The organism is Robertmurraya korlensis NBRC 107688 (genome assembly GCF_001591645.1).
In the GTDB taxonomy this organism is placed as follows: Bacteria; Bacillota; Bacilli; order Bacillales; family Cytobacillaceae; genus Robertmurraya_A.
In genome coordinates this window covers 124633-142724 of sequence record NZ_BCVH01000001.1, presented here as the reverse complement: position 1 = coordinate 142724, position 18092 = coordinate 124633, and the positions used below count along the sequence as shown (strand labels likewise).

At 39.5% G+C, this 18092-nt stretch carries 20 protein-coding genes; 6 read left to right on the top strand and 14 right to left on the bottom strand.

What is annotated here, in order from left to right; translation table 11 throughout:
- Positions 1-27: 27 nt before the first annotated feature.
- The 3 genes from BKO01S_RS00650 to BKO01S_RS00640 form a co-directional block, all read right to left on the bottom strand.
- Positions 28-279 carry a YqkE family protein gene (locus tag BKO01S_RS00650; protein WP_066047376.1) on the bottom strand — a complete coding sequence of 84 codons (252 nt, stop codon included), beginning with the start codon at positions 277-279 and terminating at the stop codon, positions 28-30.
- 65 nt (positions 280-344) lie between these two features.
- Positions 345-1004, bottom strand: a complete 660-nt coding sequence (locus tag BKO01S_RS00645) for a CoA transferase subunit B (protein WP_066047373.1) — start codon at positions 1002-1004, stop codon at positions 345-347.
- A 15-nt stretch (positions 1005-1019) separates the two neighbouring features.
- On the bottom strand, positions 1020-1709 hold the full coding sequence (locus BKO01S_RS00640) for a CoA transferase subunit A (protein WP_066047370.1): 690 nt from the start codon (positions 1707-1709) through the stop codon (positions 1020-1022).
- Positions 1710-1870: 161 nt separating this feature from the next.
- Here BKO01S_RS00640 and BKO01S_RS00635 point away from each other — a divergent pair, with 161 nt between their 5' ends.
- Together BKO01S_RS00635 and BKO01S_RS00630 are read left to right on the top strand one after the other, a co-directional pair.
- Positions 1871-2773, top strand: coding sequence for a hydroxymethylglutaryl-CoA lyase (locus BKO01S_RS00635; protein ID WP_066047367.1), 903 nt, complete (start codon positions 1871-1873; stop codon positions 2771-2773).
- A gap of 81 nt (positions 2774-2854) precedes the next feature.
- Positions 2855-3781 carry an alpha/beta hydrolase gene (locus BKO01S_RS00630; RefSeq protein WP_066047364.1) on the top strand — a complete coding sequence of 309 codons (927 nt, stop codon included), beginning with the start codon at positions 2855-2857 and terminating at the stop codon, positions 3779-3781.
- An 18-nt stretch (positions 3782-3799) separates the two neighbouring features.
- Here BKO01S_RS00630 and BKO01S_RS00625 read toward each other — a convergent pair whose 3' ends face one another.
- Both BKO01S_RS00625 and BKO01S_RS00620 read right to left on the bottom strand, forming a co-directional pair.
- Complete coding sequence (locus tag BKO01S_RS00625) at positions 3800-4330, bottom strand: hypothetical protein (RefSeq protein ID WP_066047361.1); 531 nt, start codon at positions 4328-4330, stop codon at positions 3800-3802.
- 108 nt (positions 4331-4438) lie between these two features.
- Positions 4439-4768 carry an iron-sulfur cluster biosynthesis family protein gene (locus BKO01S_RS00620; protein ID WP_066047357.1) on the bottom strand — a complete coding sequence of 110 codons (330 nt, stop codon included), beginning with the start codon at positions 4766-4768 and terminating at the stop codon, positions 4439-4441.
- A gap of 129 nt (positions 4769-4897) precedes the next feature.
- Between BKO01S_RS00620 and BKO01S_RS00615 the strand changes: the two genes are divergently transcribed.
- Complete coding sequence (locus tag BKO01S_RS00615) at positions 4898-5107, top strand: CDGSH iron-sulfur domain-containing protein (RefSeq protein ID WP_066047353.1); 210 nt, start codon at positions 4898-4900, stop codon at positions 5105-5107.
- Between the two features lie 34 nt (positions 5108-5141).
- Here the strand turns inward: BKO01S_RS00615 and BKO01S_RS00610 are convergent, their stop codons facing one another.
- Together BKO01S_RS00610 and BKO01S_RS00605 are read right to left on the bottom strand one after the other, a co-directional pair.
- Positions 5142-5474, bottom strand: a complete 333-nt coding sequence (locus BKO01S_RS00610) for a YolD-like family protein (protein ID WP_066047350.1) — start codon at positions 5472-5474, stop codon at positions 5142-5144.
- Positions 5475-5486: 12 nt separating this feature from the next.
- Entirely contained in the window at positions 5487-6746 is a 1260-nt protein-coding gene (locus tag BKO01S_RS00605) for a Y-family DNA polymerase (protein WP_066047347.1), read from the bottom strand.
- A 158-nt stretch (positions 6747-6904) separates the two neighbouring features.
- Here BKO01S_RS00605 and BKO01S_RS23735 point away from each other — a divergent pair, with 158 nt between their 5' ends.
- Complete coding sequence (locus tag BKO01S_RS23735; RefSeq protein ID WP_084361895.1) at positions 6905-7081, top strand: YqzH family protein; 177 nt, start codon at positions 6905-6907, stop codon at positions 7079-7081.
- A 25-nt stretch (positions 7082-7106) separates the two neighbouring features.
- Here BKO01S_RS23735 and BKO01S_RS00600 read toward each other — a convergent pair whose 3' ends face one another.
- The gene (locus BKO01S_RS00600; protein WP_066047344.1) at positions 7107-7898 is read right to left on the bottom strand and encodes an SDR family NAD(P)-dependent oxidoreductase; all 792 of its coding nucleotides are present in this window, start codon (positions 7896-7898) and stop codon (positions 7107-7109) included.
- Between the two features lie 71 nt (positions 7899-7969).
- Positions 7970-9370 carry an aminotransferase-like domain-containing protein gene (locus BKO01S_RS00595; RefSeq protein WP_066047341.1) on the bottom strand — a complete coding sequence of 467 codons (1401 nt, stop codon included), beginning with the start codon at positions 9368-9370 and terminating at the stop codon, positions 7970-7972.
- A 114-nt stretch (positions 9371-9484) separates the two neighbouring features.
- Between BKO01S_RS00595 and BKO01S_RS00590 the strand changes: the two genes are divergently transcribed.
- Positions 9485-10396, top strand: a complete 912-nt coding sequence (locus BKO01S_RS00590) for a DMT family transporter (RefSeq protein WP_066047338.1) — start codon at positions 9485-9487, stop codon at positions 10394-10396.
- A 38-nt stretch (positions 10397-10434) separates the two neighbouring features.
- On the opposite strand, the gene BKO01S_RS00585 is transcribed toward BKO01S_RS00590, so the two are convergent.
- On the bottom strand, positions 10435-11403 hold the full coding sequence (locus BKO01S_RS00585) for an MBL fold metallo-hydrolase (protein WP_066047335.1): 969 nt from the start codon (positions 11401-11403) through the stop codon (positions 10435-10437).
- 460 nt (positions 11404-11863) lie between these two features.
- On the opposite strand from BKO01S_RS00585, the gene proC reads away from it, so the two are divergent.
- A complete protein-coding gene (gene proC, locus BKO01S_RS00580) occupies positions 11864-12706 on the top strand; it encodes a pyrroline-5-carboxylate reductase (protein WP_066047332.1) in 843 nt (280 codons plus the stop codon).
- 157 nt (positions 12707-12863) lie between these two features.
- Here proC and BKO01S_RS24940 read toward each other — a convergent pair whose 3' ends face one another.
- The 4 genes from BKO01S_RS24940 to BKO01S_RS00570 form a co-directional block, all read right to left on the bottom strand.
- Complete coding sequence (locus BKO01S_RS24940) at positions 12864-12992, bottom strand: hypothetical protein (protein ID WP_269748488.1); 129 nt, start codon at positions 12990-12992, stop codon at positions 12864-12866.
- A 37-nt stretch (positions 12993-13029) separates the two neighbouring features.
- Positions 13030-13188, bottom strand: a complete 159-nt coding sequence (locus BKO01S_RS24200) for a hypothetical protein (RefSeq protein WP_157077251.1) — start codon at positions 13186-13188, stop codon at positions 13030-13032.
- Between the two features lie 321 nt (positions 13189-13509).
- Positions 13510-17124: a triple tyrosine motif-containing protein gene (locus tag BKO01S_RS00575; protein WP_066047328.1), complete on the bottom strand. Its 3615-nt coding sequence runs from the start codon at positions 17122-17124 to the stop codon at positions 13510-13512.
- A 34-nt stretch (positions 17125-17158) separates the two neighbouring features.
- Entirely contained in the window at positions 17159-17734 is a 576-nt protein-coding gene (locus BKO01S_RS00570; protein ID WP_066047324.1) for a hypothetical protein, read from the bottom strand.
- Positions 17735-18092 lie beyond the last annotated feature (358 nt).

Here is an 18092-nt window from a genome sequence, read left to right as displayed (position 1 = left end):
TTCATGATGAAGGACCTACTCATGCAATTACTTAAACTTCTTCCAATCAAACTCGCTTTCATTTAGAAGCTCTTCAAACGTCTTGTTTTTTTCCTTTAGGCGACGTTCTTCTCTTTTTCTTTCTTCTTCCGCTTCCTTTTTCGCTTGAGCTTCTTCCTCTAGCACATTTTTCGTATTCTTTAATTGCTTGACCAGGTCTACATTCAATAGGTCACCGAGAGTGACTGGTTTTTCTTCGACTCGCTTTGGAGACGGTCGAGCTTGCTTTTTCTTTTTCATACAAAATCCCTCACAACATGTTGATGACGAATATTATACCAAATGTTCGTTCATCGTACTATCTATCAATCAAATGCTTCTAATTTGACTGATTCATCAATGTGTAATTCAGGCTCAGTAGACGCAATGATATCCTCAACTGTGTACCCCTTTGCGACTTCCACTAGCTTTAACCCATCAGATGTCACATCAATCACCGCTCTATCTGTAATAATTCGATCGACTACTCCCTGACCGGTTAAAGGTAAGCTGCACTTTTTTAAGATTTTTGCATCCCCTTTTTTATTTGTATGCTCCATGATGACGATGATTTTTCTCGCCCCATGAACAAGGTCCATTGCTCCACCCATACCTTTAATCATTTTCCCTGGAATCATCCAGTTAGCTAAATCGCCATTTTCAGATACTTCCATTCCTCCTAAAATGGCAATATCGACATGCCCGCCTCGAATCATCGCAAATGACTCCGCACTATCAAAATAAGCTGCTCCTGGTATAGCGGTAACGGTTTCTTTACCCGCATTAATTAAATCCGCATCTACTTGCTCTTCTTTTGGAAAAGGTCCGATTCCGAGCAAGCCATTTTCAGATTGTAGAACCACCTCTTTATCCTTTGTTATAAAATTCGCCACAAGGGTTGGCATTCCTATCCCCAAATTAACATAATACCCACTTTCAATTTCCTTTTCTGCTCTCTTTGCAATTCTCTCACGAATATTTGTCATGTCCACACTCCCTTTCTAGCCTTGAACGGTTAGTCTTTCAATCCTTTTTTCTTGTTTCCCTACAATTAGTCCCTGCACATAAATGCTTGGCGTATGGATTTCATTCGGATTCAACTCGCCTGTTTCGTATAAATGCTCTACCTCTGCAATGGTTACTTTCCCTGCAGCAGCAATCATTGGGTTAAAGTTTCGAGCCGTTTTATGATAAATGAGATTCCCCATTTTATCTCCCTTCCAAGCTCGAACTAAACTAAAGTCGGCTTGCAGGGCCTCTTCTAGCAAATATTCTTTTCCATTAAACTCTCTTGTCTCTTTCCCATCAGCAATAGGAGTGCCTACTCCAGCAGGGGTGTAAAATGCCGGAATACCTGCTCCACCTGCTCGAATTTTTTCGGCTAGTGTCCCTTGGGGTGTCAACTCTACCTCGAGCTCTCCTGACAACACTTGCCTTTCAAACTCTTTATTTTCTCCCACGTATGATCCAATCATCTTTTTAATCTGCTTATTCTTTAGTAGGAGCCCTAGCCCCCATTCATCTACTCCACAGTTATTAGAAATGACAGTCAGGTTTGTGACCTGCTTTTCAACGAGAGCTAAAATCAAATTTTCCGGAATGCCGCAAAGTCCGAACCCTCCCACCATAAGTGTTGCACCATCATGAATGTCCTTTACCGCCTCTAAATAAGACGTATATATTGGTTTCACATCATTCACCCCTTCTTTTGTGTAAGCGCTACCAAATTAGTGACACTTTTATATTTCTACTGTAAAAAGAAAAACCCCTTTTATTTTATGAAAATTTCTATTATTCTTGCATATTTAAAATCAACCACTCTACAATTAACGTATGAAGGGGTGAAAAAAACATGACGATTGATTTACCTAAGACAGTGACAATCATTGAAGTAGGTCCTCGTGACGGCCTTCAAAATGTAAGCGTTTTTATTCCGACTGATGCGAAAAATCAATTTATTACTGATTTAAAGATAGCTGGGGTGAAAGAAATGGAGGTGTCTTCTTTCGTTTCACCAAAATGGATTCCTCAAATGCGGGATGCAGAGGAGGTTGCCTTACACTCCCTTGATAATCAAGTTCGGACCATTGTCCTGGCCCCAAACCGTGCAGGTATAGAGCGTGCTCTAGGATCAAATTGTAAAGATATTGCTATATTCATTGGAGTGAGTAATAGCTTTAATCAAAAGAATATAAACCGAACAACTACTCAGGCGAGAGAAGAGCTTCTTCCGATTGTAAAAGAGCTTAAAGAGCTAGGGTGTTTCGTTCGAACCTGTATATCTACTGCTTTTTATTGTCCCTTTGAAGGACATATTAATGAAGAAGATACCATACAACTTTGCCAACAATTTGTTCAAGCTGGTGCTGATGAACTAAGCGTTGCCGATACGATTGGTATGGCTGCTCCACATGAATCGTACTCATTGTTTTCAAAACTCACTAGCCTCTTTTCAGAAACACTCATTACAGCCCATTTTCATGACACCCGAGGAATGGCTCTGGCCAATATTTTTGCTGCTCTTCAAGCTGGAGTTTCACGATTTGATACATCTGCAGGAGGGATTGGTGGTTGTCCATTTGCTCCCGGTGCATCTGGTAATGTAGCAACTGAGGATGTTGTTTACATGCTTGAGAGAATGGGCATTCAAACGGGAATACAATTGCCTCTTCTTTTTCAGGCCATTGAGGGAATCGTTCCTCATCTCCCAAAACCAATTACAAGCTCCTATTATACTCTTCTGCAAAAAGCTTAGATTTCTTCTAAGCTTTTTTTGTTTTAAATTCCTCAAGAATGGTAAAATTAAGTAAAACATGATTACCGGAGGGATGTTCGCCTGAGAAAAGCACTCCGTTTCCTTTTTGCATTCTTTCTATTTTTGATAACCTTTGGCCTTTATTTTTCGAATCGACTAATGTACATGAGAACGAAGGATTCTCTCTTCGTCGTTGACCGTGAACAGACGGCAGGTCGATACAATCCAGAGGATTTTGAACGTATTCCAAAACGAGAAGTACTTATCACCTCTCCATTTGGTTACAACTTAAAAGCAATCGTGTTAGAACCCCATCATACAAAGAAGTACGTAATTATTTGTCATGGAGTAACCGAAAACAAAGTTAATTCGATTAAATATATGAACTTGTTTATTGAAAGAGGGTTTAACGCCGTCATTTATGATCATCGACGCCACGGGGAGTCGGGAGGAAAAACAACTAGTTATGGTCATTATGAAAAATTTGATTTAAAAGCGGTTGTTGACTGGTTAAAAGCTGACCAAGGTCCACATCTCCTTTTTGGTATTCATGGGGAATCAATGGGGGCAGCAACCATGCTTTTGTATGCAGGAATGCTTGAGGATGGTGCTGATTTTTACATTGCTGATTGTCCTTTTTCCGACTTTAAGGAGCAGCTTGCGTATCGCCTAAAGCGTGAATTAAGATTACCTGGAAAGATGTTTCTTCCTGTCGCTGATTTGTTCCTCCGCGTACGGGACCGTTACTCCTTGCAAAGCATTGCACCTATTACCGTTATCGATGCGATTAAAAAACCGATCCTTTTCGTTCACAGTAAAAAGGATGATTTTATTCTTCCAACCATGACGCAAGCCCTGTTTGAAAAAAAGCAAGGACCTAAAAAATTATTTCTTGCGGAAAAAGGGGTGCATGCCCAATCGTTAAACGAAAACAAAGAGGACTATGAACAAGTCATTGATGAATTTCTCCATGATTTTGTGTTCTCTCCCCTTCTAAACAAAGAATGAAACAAGCCGAGACACTTTCTATCGTCTCGGCTTTTTTTCTATAATTACGTTCTTCTCTTTATCAAGCGCTCGGATATAAGGATATTTTTTCATCTCAAAAAAATACCTTTCCCCTTCTTTTTCAATAATAGGTAGGTTCGTGTATTGATTGCCGTTCTCTGATCCTTCAATAGACACGATATCCGTACTTTCTACTTGTCCGTATGTAACCTGAAACCTACTTAATATTTTTCCCTGATTACTATAATCATATATATCTCGGTAATAGAGATGTAGTGGTGTTTCTTTCTTGTACTCCCAATGATTGCTTCCTTCATTCGTCCAGCCTTTTCTGTCATCTCCCTCCAAGTACGCAATGCTTAACGCATCAAATTCTTCTCCCCCATGCTCTTGTGTGGTTGTATACATGATGATTGCACCATCCGTAAGCTCTTCTTCTACAATGGTTTCTTTTACTTCAAAAGGCACTGCCACTTCTATTGTTGCTGCCCGACATGATGTGAGTAGAATCGCAATGCCCATTAGCAATAGTCCTCGCCAACTTCGCATATTATCCCCCCACTATCAGTCAATGTAAAAAGTATCCAAAAAATGCTAATTTTCTATAAAAAGAAAAACAGATCCACTTTTTTATGTAGATCTGCTGTTGAATGAGTTCTATTTTGTTTTATCAACAAAGGCCATTCTTGGGTTTAAGTATTGTCCTACGCTTTTTAATTGGAATGTATTTGCAGCCTGAGAGAAATCAATTTTTAGTTCTTCATCAAGAAATACTGCTTTTGATTTTTCGATATAAACCGTCTGCTCATTCGTTTCAATGGCTGTATCATCATCCTCATCTAGCTCATTCACTAACCAAAGAGTTGGTACCCCACTTACTACACACCCACAGCCTTCTATATCATACTTCAGCTTCAAAAAGCCTGGCTTTCCATTTATCTTTTCCTGAATCTTTTGTGCAGCTATTTCTGTTATCGTAATATTCATCGTTTGTTCCTCCAGCTTTTCATCATGTTTCCTGTGCCACTTCATATAATCATTGTATCATAGCCCTTTTTTATTGCCCCATAATTTGCTTTTTTTGATATTATTACATTTTGGTAGGAGTGATCATTTTTGTCAAAGGTTCAGATTAAAGTGATGGACAACGGTTCTTTTCGTGTCACTGGTGAAGTTGAATTGATTGATATGGACGGCAATGTATTTGAAACAAAACCAACATTCTCTCTATGCCGTTGTGGTTTATCGTCCAAACGTCCCTTTTGCGATGGAGCGCATAAAGGAAAATTCCAGGCTCGTGATCGTGCAGTAAGAACTCCCGAGTAACTAAAAGCAGCGGTTTTCCCTTTGGAAGACCGCTCTACTCTTTCATTTGAACATCCACAATGCTTGTAAGGGGGATTCGGTGAACATCTCCAAAATGATCAACGATATGAAGCCTTTGCTGAAGCTCATCCCAATAATGGATTTGTCCGATAATCAATTCATGCTTCTTGTAACGATAATGCGTAACCATTACCGCTTGATGCTCCTCCATCGCCGCTAATAACAAGTGGTTCATTTCCTCAAGCTTTTGTTCATCCATCTCCTTTTCTTTCTCGTAAGAATCCTCCGTCGCCCAATCGCGCAATAATTTAACATGCTCAGGAAGCATCATGGATGTCCACTTGATTCTTCCTCTATCTCGAATCATTCTTCTTCCTCCTTACCTCTTATGGCCGCCAACTAGCTTGGCACGATGCTTGGCTGTTCCCGCTGCTGTATACGATACCGCACGTAAAAGAGCTCCGTGTCCATACCGATTGCGGATACGGTCCACGACATAGCCAAGCTCTCTTTCCTTCCAGGCATTGGGTTCAAAAATATTCAACTGATAGTCTGTATCGTCACTAATATTACTGAGGGCAATAGAAATTTTTCTTACCGTTTTCCCTTCGTAATGCTCAGCAAATAGACGTAGACAAACGTCATACAGCTCCATCGTCACGTTTGTCGGTACCTCAATCGACCTTGAGCGGTAAAAGCCTCCACCAAACTCATCCTGACTGTAACCAACACCAAAACTGATCGTTCGACCTGCCTTCTTATGGGTTCGTGCTCTTCTCGCGACCTCTTCACACATTTCTAAAATGACACGTTTGATTTCTACTTCCTCTTTGTAATCACGAAGCAAAATTTGACTTTTTCCAAAGCTAATTTGCCCCTCCATAATCGGTGCTCCAATTTCGGATAAATCCACTCCCCACGCATGGTGGTACAGCTGATTACCCATAATTCCAAATTTTTTCTCAAGCTTTTTCAAATCAAAGCGAGCCAGCTGACCAACCGTAAAAATCCCCATTCCGTTTAATGTTTTTTCTACCCTTCTTCCAATTCCCCACATGTCACGTAATGGAGAAACCTTCCAAAGCTTCGTTTTGACGTCCTCATATGTCCATTCAGCAATTCCTTGCTTTTTCGCTTCTAAATCAAGACAAAGCTTCGCTAGTAGCATATTGGGTCCAATCCCAATCGCACAGGGGAGTTGGAACTCTCGCTCAATATCGTCTCGAATTTTTTGTGCAACGGTCCACGCATCTCCCCATAGATTAACGGCACCATCAATTTTTAAAAAGCTCTCATCAACGCTATACGTATGAATCGCCTCTTTTGGCACATATCGATGGAACACCTTTGTGATTTCCGTTGAAATTCGTAAATACGTAGCCATTTTCGGCTCAACCACTTGAATTTTCGGATCATTTGGAATTTCAAACTTCCTCGATCCGGTTTTAATGCCAAACTCTTTCTTTAATTTTGGGGATGCTGCTAACACAATACTTCCCTCTCGTTCTTTATCTCCAATTACGGCCAAATAACACTCTAGTGGATCCAGTCCTTCTATGACAGCTGAACAGCTTGCATAAAAACTTTTCATGTCGACACATAAAATGGTTTGATGGGGCAACTCACTGTAATTAATCATCGTGTTCTCTCTCCCAGACATCAAATAGGAACATTCGTTCCCTTTTTTAGTATATTTCTATCTTAAGCGAATATACGTTCGGTTTCAATGGTAATTTTACTCTGTATTACCTGTTACAAATGAGAATGAGGTATAATGCTCTCGGAGAGGTGTATCAAATGGAAAAGAAACTAATCTATAAAATGTTAAGACAATGCTTTCAGCAATACGACCACGAGGCAAGTGAAGAGGACTATGAGAAATTGTACAAACAGGTGGTTGAAGAAGCCAAAGAAGCTCAAGTTGCTTTATATGAACTGATTAATGACGTCGTATACGAATACCTAACCAATTAAAAAAAATCACCCATGAAGGTGATTTTTATTTTTTATCAAACAAGCCGCCAACGAAGCGTTCGGCTAGTCCTGGGATGAGATTATAGATGGTACTGCCCATATTCATCCAGCCTGGAAGGTTTAACTCACGCTTAGGCGTGAGCATCAACTGGATGATTTTTTCGGCCACATAATCCGATTTTAACATGAAGCGATTCACACTTTTCACATAGTTCCCTGATTTATCAGCAATGGAAAAGAAATTGGTTTCAATCGGGCCAGGGTTTACGGCTGAGACACGAATATTTGATTTCGCAACCTCTAATCGTAAGCTATTCGTGAATCCTAACACCGCATGCTTTGTAGCCGAATATCCACTAGACTTTGGTGTAGCAAGCTTTCCTGCTTGCGAGGCAATATTAATAATATGACCTGAGTTTTGAGCGATCATAAGAGGAAGAACCTCTTTCGTACAAGCCATTAAACCAAGTACGTTGACTTGAAACATTTTTTCAATATCAGTAAAATCCGCCTCGTGAAACGAGTCAAATACACCAAACCCCGCATTGTTTACGAGAATATCAATATGACCAACCTCTTGCTTTAGTTGTGAAAACACCTGTTTAACCTGGTCGATATCCCCTACATCCAACTGAAAATACAAGGAGTTTGCACCAGTTTTTTGATTAATCTCCTCACTGATTGTTTGTAGCTTGTCAATCGAACGAGCTAGAAGAATCGGCCGTGCACCACGCTCAGCCGCCATAAGAGCCACCTTTTCTCCAATCCCAGAAGATGCTCCAGTGATAATAATATTTTTCCCTTTTAATTTATCCAAAAACGATCACCAACTTATCTATGTAACTTACTACTACTAATGTACCATAAACCCTGGTGAAACACTAAAAGTCATGTATACGTATTTACCAAGTCTATTAACCTTCTTATCCCCGCTCTCAGTTGCACTTCATTCGCATAGGAATAGCTTAGACGAAGTGAGGAGGAAAATTGTTCTTGTAACGGGTCAAAAATCAATCCAGGAACAAACGAAACCGAGTGTTCTATTGCTTTTGGTAAAAGCTGATCTGTCGGTAGATCAGTCGGAAGCTGGATCCATAAATTAAGTCCCCCATTCGGGCTCACCCAGCTCCAATTTGTCTGCTTAAGCTCCTCCTCCATAATTTCCTTGCGAATTTGAAGGGCGATTCGAAGCTTTTCCAAATGCTGTTGTAGTCTTGGTGAAGAAAAATAATGAAGAAAGATCTTTTGATTGAGAAGTGGCGAGCCATTATCGGCGAGCGCTTTCGCTGTAAACAACCCTTCCTTAAGATTAGGCGGGAAAACGACAGCCGCTACTCGTAACCCAGGTGATACATACTTGCAAAAGCTCCGAACATAGAGAACCACACCTGCTGTATCAAATGTATACAACGGTGGTGGTGGAACCTGTTCGAAATAGATATCGTGGTAGGCATCATCCTCGACAATGAAACAGTGATATTGTTCGGCCAATTCAACTAATTTCTTTCGTTGGGCTGTGGGAACCGTGTAGCCGGTTGGATTATGAAAAGTGGGATTCACATAAAAAAGTCTTGGTTTGTATGTTTTCATCAACATTTCAACTTGCTCTAAATCGTATCCATCTGGGTGGATATCAACAGTAAGCATCTGTGCCTGTTGACTTTTAAAAATATCGATGGCCGCACTATAGGTGGGCCTCTCAATTAGTACGGTATCTCTAGGACTAAGAAATAGTTGTGATATTAAATGAATCGCTTGTTGAGAACCCGAAGTAATAAGGATATCCTCATGGGATAAGTACGTTTTATAACGCTTTGTAAAATAATCAGCTAATACCTCACGTAATTCTATATCACCTTGTACGGTAGAGTATGTGGACAACACCTTAGGATATAAATCAAATACCTTTTTTACGTAATCTGATAGAAAATGATTGGGCAGTAAGTTCGGGTCAATCAAGGCTTTCGAAAACTGATACTCAACACTTTGCTGATGGATATCTGAGAGGTTATACCTTTTTTTATTCGCCTGGAAAGACATATCCGTATCGGTGGAGTCGGAGTTACCCTTCACATAGTAGCCTGACTTGTCTTTTACCAATACCTTCCCTTGTTGCTTAAGCAATTGGTACGCTTTAAATACTGTCAGCCGATGAACATTCAGCTCCAAGGATAATTCCCGAATCGATGGGAGCTTTTCCCCAGCCTTCCAGTCCGATCGCTCTATACGTTGTAAGATAGACTCGTAAATTTCTTCAAAAAGGTATTTTCGTTGACCCTGCTTATTCATTCTCTAACCTCCCTCTATGACGTTGATTGTACCATGATTTCCCTGTAACTGTTCTATTGTTCAGCAACTGTTCTATTCCTCAGGTTGTAAGATTAGGGGCAAGGAGGAATGGAAATGATTATTTTGTTTTATGTACTCATGTGTTTTATTTTTGGCACCACGTTTTTAGCGATTAAAATAGGGGTTGATGCAGGGATCCCGCCATTTTTCGGGGCCGGACTTCGCTTCTTTAGTGCAGGGTTTCTATTATTTTTATTTATGATGTGGAAGGAAAAGGTATCTTTAAAAATCCTTTTTAAGAAAGAGCTCTTTTTTACGGGAATTGGATTAACCTTTGGCACATTTGCGACCCTTTATTGGGCAGAACAGTATGTTTCTTCAGGAGTAGCCGCCATTTTATCAGCAACAGGACCAATGATGATCTTAATCCTATCTACGCTATTCCTAAAGCAGAAAACGACGTATTCTTCCATGATTGGATGCCTAATTGGGATGTTCGGAGTCATTTTGTTAATTTTACCGAGCCTTTCTCTAAAAATGAACTCCTTATGGATCATAGGGTGTTTAGCCATCATCCTAGGGGAAGTGTTTTACGCGTCTGGAACACTTTATACGAGGCAGGTGAATGGCAAAATAACCGCTTCACCACTCGTGTTAAATGCCGTTCAAATGATGCATGGCGGATGGCTGTTGTTCCTTTTATCCTTCGTCACTGAAAAGGTGGATCCATCCTTACTCATGCAGTCGGCTTCCATCGGTTCCCTGCTTTATTTAATCGTTATTGGCTCCATGGTGGGACATAGTTTATACTACTGGCTGGTGACAAAAACGGATCCTGTCTTTCCTTCCACATGGCTGTACATTTCACCACTCATTGCCGTTGGAGTAGGGATTACCTTTTATCATGAAGCATTAACTTGGTACACCGCGTTAGGCACCTTAACCATTCTAATAGGGACGATTTTAGTAAACTATTCTACTCTCCACTCTCTAGTAGCGAAAAAAATAATCTCGCAAAAAGGATAAATAAAGGCTCCGTGCTTAAAGCATGGGGCCTCAGTTTGTTATGTAATCGCCCTGTACACATACGTCCCGTCGACCTTGGTCGCTTGAATTTTTTTAACGTCTAGTAAATAGTCTATTTGTGCAATGGATTCAGAAAGTGTTAATCCTAATTGCCTTTTATAGACGGTTGGAAATAAGCGTTGGCAAATATCAAAAAGAGTCATTGATTCATAAATCAGCCATTGATATACTTGCTCGGCTCTCTCGACTTGGTGAGTGAGTCTTTTTTCCACAAGTCCTGCAACGTCTGTTACCTCTTCCCCGTGACCGGCATACAAAAGACGAATCGGGAAGGTTAAAAGCTTCCGTAAAGAGTCATTGACTTGAAGCTGAGGCTTGGGACGGTCCGTCTCTCCAGGAAGCGGAGGCTCAAGCAAAGGATTAGCAGAAATATGCGCCAATAAGAGGTCTCCACCAATGAATACGCCATCCTTTTTTCGAAAAAGGCCGATTTGACTCTGAGCATGGCCTGGAGTTTCAATGACCGTCCACTCAGATAAGCCTAGCGGAACCTGTCCCTCTGAAAGTAAACCTGTCAGAGAACGATGACAGGAAAACAAAAGCATGTTCTTCATTACAGCGATAAAAGGACCATAATACTTGTCTGGAACCCCACATTCAGAAAACATCTCTTTATAAAAGGATTCGTATTCATGGTAAAAGGTTTCGGTTCGGTTTAACCAGCGTTCATTGTGTGCATGCCCATAAACATCTAATTCGGGCGAAATTTGATCAAGCAAACCAGCATGATCCGGATGATCGTGTGTTAGAATTACTTGCTCGATATCTGATAGCTTAATGCCAAGTGCAGAAAGCTGCTCTTGAAGCACTTGCAAAGCTTCATCTGTATTTGGACCCACATCAATTAACGTCAACCGCTCTCCCTTAACTACGTATACATTCACATCACCCACTGGAAAGGGTGTAGGTAACACTATCTTTGCAATCCCATCACGCCATTCTGTCATAAAGGAACTCCTTGAAATGTTATTGTTATATAAAAATAATACATACGTTTAGTTTACCCTTCGTTTTAAAGAATGTCATTATTTTTATATACCATTTTTTGAAAAGTATGAAAATTAGACGATTTCCCCTCTTGACAGAAAGGTTGGTTATCTTGCATAATCACTAGTAAATCATTTAGAGCGTTAAAGTGGCAATGAATAAGGCCAGTACGTGGCAAAAGACAAAAGAGAGTAAAGCTCACCGGCTGAAAGGCTTTACCGTCCCTTACCCACCGAACCTACCTTATGAGCTGTTAGGCCAAACCTAACCGTGTTCTCCGGCGTTAACGGATTCGAGTTGCACGTTTCTTTTTTTTAGAAAAGTGTAAATGAAGGTGGTACCACGGAAGCTTAGACCTTTCGTCCTTTTTAGGATGAAGGGTCTTTTTATTTTTAATATGGGATTCGAGGAGGAAATAACGTGGAGAAAATAGCAGTTATCGGAGCAGGATCAATGTCAGAGGCATTAATAGCAGGGATTGTAGAAAATCAATTAATCAACCCTGAACAAATATGGGTGACCAATCGAAGTAATGCCGAGAGACTGGCAACACTTCACAAGCAGTACGGCGTCAGCACCACGTATGACCATCGTGAGCTTTTGGAAGGAGCAGACATCGTTTTACTAGCAATGAAGCCAAAAGATGCTGCTACATCCATTGAACAAGTACGGCATTTGTTGCAGTCCAACATGCTTATTGTTTCTGTTTTAGCAGGGGTGTCCATGGACTCGATAGAATTATTAGCACAAAAGCAGTTGGCCATTGTTCGTGCGATGCCAAACACTTCAGCAGCGGTGGGACAATCAGCGACAGCCATTGCTGTGAATGACAAGGTAAGTGACCAGCAAAAGAGCAATGTAGAAAAGCTCTTTGACACAGTGGGGATGACAGCCTTTGTCGAAGAACACCAGTTAGACGCTGTGACAGGCTTATCGGGAAGCGGTCCAGCCTATATCTATTATTTGATTGAGGCAATGGAGAAAAGTGCTGTTGAAATAGGATTAGAGCGAGACATGGCCCAACAATTAATTGTTCAAACCTTAATAGGGGCCGCACAAATGGTAGCGAACACAACCAAAACACCACAGGATCTTCGCCATGCGGTGACAAGTCCTGGGGGAACAACAGAAGCAGGATTAAAGATTCTTGCCGCTCACGGGGTTCAAGAAGCGTTTGTGGAGTGTATTAAAGAAGCAACCGCGCAGTCGAAACGAATGGGGAAGGCGATTGCAGAGCAGATGGAGAGTGTACAGAGGAGTTAGTGCTAGTTTTTTAGAAGGTAATAATAACTAAAGGAGCTCAAAACCGAGGTAAGTAAGTATTGATAAAATAAGTATTTACCTCGGTATTTATTTTAGGCATCTTTATTTATTCGTATTTTAGTATAGTCTTATGTTAACCATACAGAATAAATGAACTCTAATATACGATGATCTTTAAGATGATTTTATAGCCTTTAATTTTCTCATAAGCTTCTCTTGCCTCTTCCTCCGTGTCATACTCAAACATCGTAATATCTTTGTTCAAATAGGCAGTGATAATGCACATAGAAAGTTCCTCCATAAACTAAGTTTAAGCTTCATATCTAAATATTACTCGCCTTTACTAAGTCAAACTCTTCTATCATTTCCTTACTTGGAGAAGGTCCGATTTTAGAGAAAAGAAAGATAGCTAGCATTGAAAAGAAAAAGCCAGGAACCAATTCATAGAGAGAAAAAGGAATAATCGCCTCAGATTGAGCCAACTTAATTCCATCAGCCCCTATCGGCGGAGTGGATTTTAAAAGACTCCATACAATAACAGTCACGAATGGCTTAAAAGGTGATGGCAGAAAGATGGTGTAGTGTGTGTTTACCTAATATATTAATTAACAATTCACTTATGGTACGTTTCACCCTAACAGTTTAAGGGGATTTAAAGGGGAAAGATAATAAATTCCATGTTATTCTGGACTCACTTCTGTTTCTTATACGATTATCAAAAAATGATAAAAAGCCCTAACCAACTGGTTATTGGATAGGGCTTCTAAATAGCTTGAAAAATACGGTAAATCATATCGAAATCATTATTGTACATTAAATAGTATTTCTGTACGTGCTTCAAAGGATTCACTTGAACCAGATTTACCCTTTTCTTTACCAAGAAAAACAATAATCGTGTAACTGCCTGCACTCGTTGGTGTCCAAGTTACTGTATCATTGCTGCTAAACTCCTGAAGAGTGGTAAGTACTCCCTTGTCATCCTTGACCAAGAACCGGTACTCAGGTTTATTGATTCCTTCAGATGTTGCTGTTAACGTAATCGGTGTTCCAACAATTGTTGACGAAGGCTGGTCTGCTTTAACTTGAACACTTGCTTCTTTTCCAGCTTTAATCTTATAACTCAATTCAGTTTGAGCCTCAAGGATATCCTTCGACCCCTTGTCCTTACTATGAACAATTACGGTGTAGTGGCCTTTACTAGTTGGTGTCCATGTAAAGGTGTTGTCATCACTATACTCCTGAAGAGTGGTTAGATTCCCCTTGGCATCTTTAACATAGAAAAGGTACACAGGCTCATTGCTTCCTTCAGATGTTGCCGTAAACGTAATAGGGGTTCCAACAATATTAGTGGATGCTTGATCAGCTTCAACCTGTACGCTTGAAACTTTACCAACATTTATCGTATAGTTTATTTCATTTCGGGCTTCAAACAAACTAGCGGACCCAGTTTTGTATTTATCCTTTGCCTCTACTATAATTGTATAGGTACCTGGCACAGTCGGTGTCCATGTTATGGTATCTTGACTACTATACTCTTGAATAGTCGTAAGGTCTCCTTTATCATCGCGGACATAGAAACGATACTCTGGGTTACTACTTCCTTCTGAAGTTGCCTTAACAGAAATAGGTGTACCTACCATTTGCGGACTTGTCTGATTAACCTCAAGATTTACTGAAGTCACTGTTTCACTTTCGGTTTGATCGACATATAGTGGTTGTGGGAATGTGTCATTTACCATATTTCCCGCTCCATCTTTTGCCGATACCTCCAATCTCCATTTTCCTGTGTAATCAACTGAAGTAATGGTTTTACTTCCAATCCAGACGTTTTCGCTTGGGTTATATTCTAAATCGATATATTCAAAGTTCCCTCCAAATTCACTTGCATTCCATAACTGGCCTTCCATAAATGTAACACTGACACTTTCAACACCTGATCCTGCATCTGTCGCTTTTACTCTGATAGAAATTGAGTCACCTAATTGAACGGTTCCAGGTGTAAAGCTTAATTCTTCAAAAACTGGTTTGTCATAATCCGGTGTATCATTCAAAATTAATAACTCTTCGTTCATCCAGTGTCCATATCCCCAATTGCCCGCTTGGTCTACAGCATATAAAGATATAGAATGTAATCCAGTAGAGGAATATGCTGGAATGGCATAGGATCCTACCCATAGGTCACGAGTCTCATCATAGGAAAGTGTTACATTCTTCCATCTAGATTCTGAATTGTTATTTTGACTGATTTGAACGTAGACACTATTAATTCCTGATTGATTTTCGCTAATCTTCGCTTCAAACTGAACAATATCACCAGGTTGTGCTATCGTTCTATCAAAGCTAAAGGATTCAACAGTAGGAGCATTTGTATCTTGATTTGGATTATTGATTTCCATTTGATAGCTGGAATTAGACTGAACATTACCGGCAAAGTCACTTGCCATGATTTCAACATTCCATACACCGGATGCATCCCTTTGTTCCACTTTGAATTTCCCTATCCATTTCTTTGTTGTTTGATCAAGGGTAAGTGAAATATATCGATTACTAATGTCATCCATATTCAAAAATGCATTGACATAGCTAATACCGGACCCGATATCGGATGCTTCTACTTCAATTGTTACCTCATCACCAAAAGTTGCTACATCAGGTGTAATCGTCACGTTTTGGATTACTGGCAATTCCGTATCAGCATTTGGATTTTCTATGGTGAACGTCTTCTCTGCAGAAAAGTAATAACGATTTCCTTTTACATCTTTTACATTAAAGTATACATACCATTCTCCAGGTTTGTCATTTAGAGTAACAGGATAGTTTCCAACCCATGTTCCATTTCCTGAATCATAAGTAAGTTCTACATATCTGTTGAGATTTAATTCATCCGTAATTCTTGCTGTCACACTGTTAACTACATTTTGATCATTAGCAAATTTCGCCTGAATTTGAAGATTATCGCCTACCATAACAGGATTGGAAGAAAATTCAACGCTTTCTAATGTTAGCGGGGTTGGGTTGGATACATAAAATGATTGTGATAACCATTCTGACTTTTTATTTCCCTTGAAGTCGATTGCTTCTACATTATGAATAAAGATCTCTTTTCCATCTTCCATAGATTCAGGTATCGTGACTGCTGCCGTCCACTTTCCACTTTCAGGATCATACTTGAATGGTACATTACCTAAGTAGTCCAGAGTAGCTTGAACATAGGCTACACCTGATTTGTCATCTTCCACCGTTACGGACAATGTGACTTGTTCACCAACAGTTACATTTGTCGGATTAACTTCTAAATTTGAGATTGTAGGAGCTGAATAATCCCCATCAGGATTGATGACAGTAAAAGATGATGAATTGTAATTTGAGCTATTATTGTCAAAATTGTCCGTTGCGCTTACATAGAAATACCAATCACCATCAAATGTAGTTTCCTTTGCAGTGAAGGTACCTACCCATTTGTTTTGTTCTTGATTGTAATTCATCTTTACTGTTACATATTGCTCGTAGTTAGATGAATGAAGATTAGCAGATACTTCGCGAACTCCTGATTTATCATCGCTTACATCAGCGGTTATCGTAACAGTTTCTCCTACTTGAATAGCAGAAGTAGAAGCCTCGATATTTCCAATAACCGGTGCCGTATAATCTCCATCATCATTATTGATATAAAGTGTTTTAGACGTATCGATTGTTCCATAATTACCTGCTGTATCTTGTGAATCCACCATTAAGGTACTTAAGCCGTGACTGTCGTTTTTTTGTACAGTATATGAACCAACCCACTCCTCTTTTTCTTGGTCATATTCTAAATAGACATAACGATTCGTTCCATTAACAGATTGCAAATACGCATTCACATAAGAAATATCAGACTTATCATCGGTAACCTTCATTGAAATATTAACAACATCCCCAACATTAGCTGTAACCGGATTAATGACAACGTTATCCACTGTTGGAGCTGTAAAGTCTCCATCAGCATTATGTATAGTAAAGGACTTCGAAATATAAGCCCAGTTTGAATTATACATGTTGTCAACCATGTGAATTTCCTCTAAAATCCATTCTCCAGGTACATCATTCACTCCTACAGTATAGGTCCCGATCCAATTAGATGATTCAGGTTCGTAGACAAACTCAATGTACCGGGCACCATTCGGCTTAGATTTATCTGCTAAATACATCATGGCAGATACACCTGATACTCCAGAAATGTCATCCGACACTGAGGCTGTAAAAACAATCTCCTCCCCTACATTCACCTCTGTCTTAGATAGTTGAACGTTAGTAAGGGTAGGTCCCGTATAATCAGACTCTGTTGTTTGATTACTTGTAACTAATGACTCAGCCATCGTCATTAGTGGATTAGTGCTTAACAAAAAGATTAACAAGAATACTAGTGACTTGTTTTTCAAAATCTCCACTCCCAATTTATTAAGTTCTATCTCTTTACATCACAAGCTTATTAATTTCTTCTTTTAATCTTAATAAACGATCTAACTTCTTTTGTTTATACTCTCGCTTATACTCTTCATCCATTGAAGCAGGGAGGTTATTTTCATGCATGTCTAACTCCAGTCTTTCTAAAAAGACTTTAAATTGGCTGTCTGCTTCTTTCTCTTTTTCTTTTAGAATCGCCTCATATTTTATGGGAATAATAGATAGATCCATATTATCTTCTTTTTTCACTTTTACTTCCTTCTTGGCTGTCCCTAGTAAAGCAGTTACGTTTTCTTCTGCCTCCTGTGTGATTCTATTAAACTCAGCCTTAGATTCTTCAACAAGTTTTTTTTCCTCATTTGATTCAGTTTCGCCATTTATAGTCGTAGAATTTTGAACCCTTGTTTCGACTTTTGGTGTTGTAACTTTTTGAACCTTTTTTTCCTTCAGATTCTGTTCCTTTTCTACTACACTCTTCCCCGCCTCTTTACCAACCATTTGGAACGATTCGTTTGAGTTCAATAGAGTAAAAACTAGTAACAAAAGAACAGCCAAAATGAATCCAAATAATAATCCTTTTTTCATTTGCTCCCCTCTCCACAATTATTTTTATACAGAATATTATATTCCTTAAATGTGAAATTTGATAGATACCAATGAAAGCGCTTTACATATTTTGTCTTTCATACCACGTTTTAGTTCCTGTTTCGATTAACCAAAACAATACTGTTTCTGTGTCAGAGCTTCGATATTAATTGTTATTTCTTCTGTCCCCTCTGGAACTGTCACCCAATTATCCTTTTCGGGAATACCTGTATAAAATTTCACTCTTTTCGGTGATGCAGGAACATATTCTCCTTTAGCGTAAACAGGTTATTTAAAATAATGCTTATTATCAAAAGTATACTAGAGAAACACTAAGAGATTCATTACTTTTTCTGCT

Bases quoted from the DNA above. Each gene is read 5' to 3' on its own strand.
- BKO01S_RS00650 (WP_066047376.1), bottom strand. From the start codon at position 279: ATGAAAAAGAAAAAGCAAGCTCGACCGTCTCCAAAGCGAGTCGAAGAA.
- BKO01S_RS00645 (WP_066047373.1), bottom strand. From the start codon at position 1,004: ATGACAAATATTCGTGAGAGAATTGCAAAGAGAGCAGAAAAGGAAATT.
- BKO01S_RS00635 (WP_066047367.1), top strand. From the start codon at position 1,871: ATGACGATTGATTTACCTAAGACAGTGACAATCATTGAAGTAGGTCCT.
- BKO01S_RS00625 (WP_066047361.1), bottom strand. From the start codon at position 4,330: ATGCGAAGTTGGCGAGGACTATTGCTAATGGGCATTGCGATTCTACTC.
- BKO01S_RS00620 (WP_066047357.1), bottom strand. From the start codon at position 4,768: ATGAATATTACGATAACAGAAATAGCTGCACAAAAGATTCAGGAAAAG.
- BKO01S_RS00610 (WP_066047350.1), bottom strand. From the start codon at position 5,474: ATGATTCGAGATAGAGGAAGAATCAAGTGGACATCCATGATGCTTCCT.
- BKO01S_RS00605 (WP_066047347.1), bottom strand. From the start codon at position 6,746: ATGATTAATTACAGTGAGTTGCCCCATCAAACCATTTTATGTGTCGAC.
- BKO01S_RS23735 (WP_084361895.1), top strand. From the start codon at position 6,905: ATGGAAAAGAAACTAATCTATAAAATGTTAAGACAATGCTTTCAGCAA.
- BKO01S_RS00595 (WP_066047341.1), bottom strand. From the start codon at position 9,370: ATGAATAAGCAGGGTCAACGAAAATACCTTTTTGAAGAAATTTACGAG.
- BKO01S_RS00590 (WP_066047338.1), top strand. From the start codon at position 9,485: ATGATTATTTTGTTTTATGTACTCATGTGTTTTATTTTTGGCACCACG.
- BKO01S_RS00585 (WP_066047335.1), bottom strand. From the start codon at position 11,403: ATGACAGAATGGCGTGATGGGATTGCAAAGATAGTGTTACCTACACCC.
- BKO01S_RS24940 (WP_269748488.1), bottom strand. From the start codon at position 12,992: ATGTGCATTATCACTGCCTATTTGAACAAAGATATTACGATGTTTGAG.
- BKO01S_RS00570 (WP_066047324.1), bottom strand. From the start codon at position 17,734: ATGAAAAAAGGATTATTATTTGGATTCATTTTGGCTGTTCTTTTGTTA.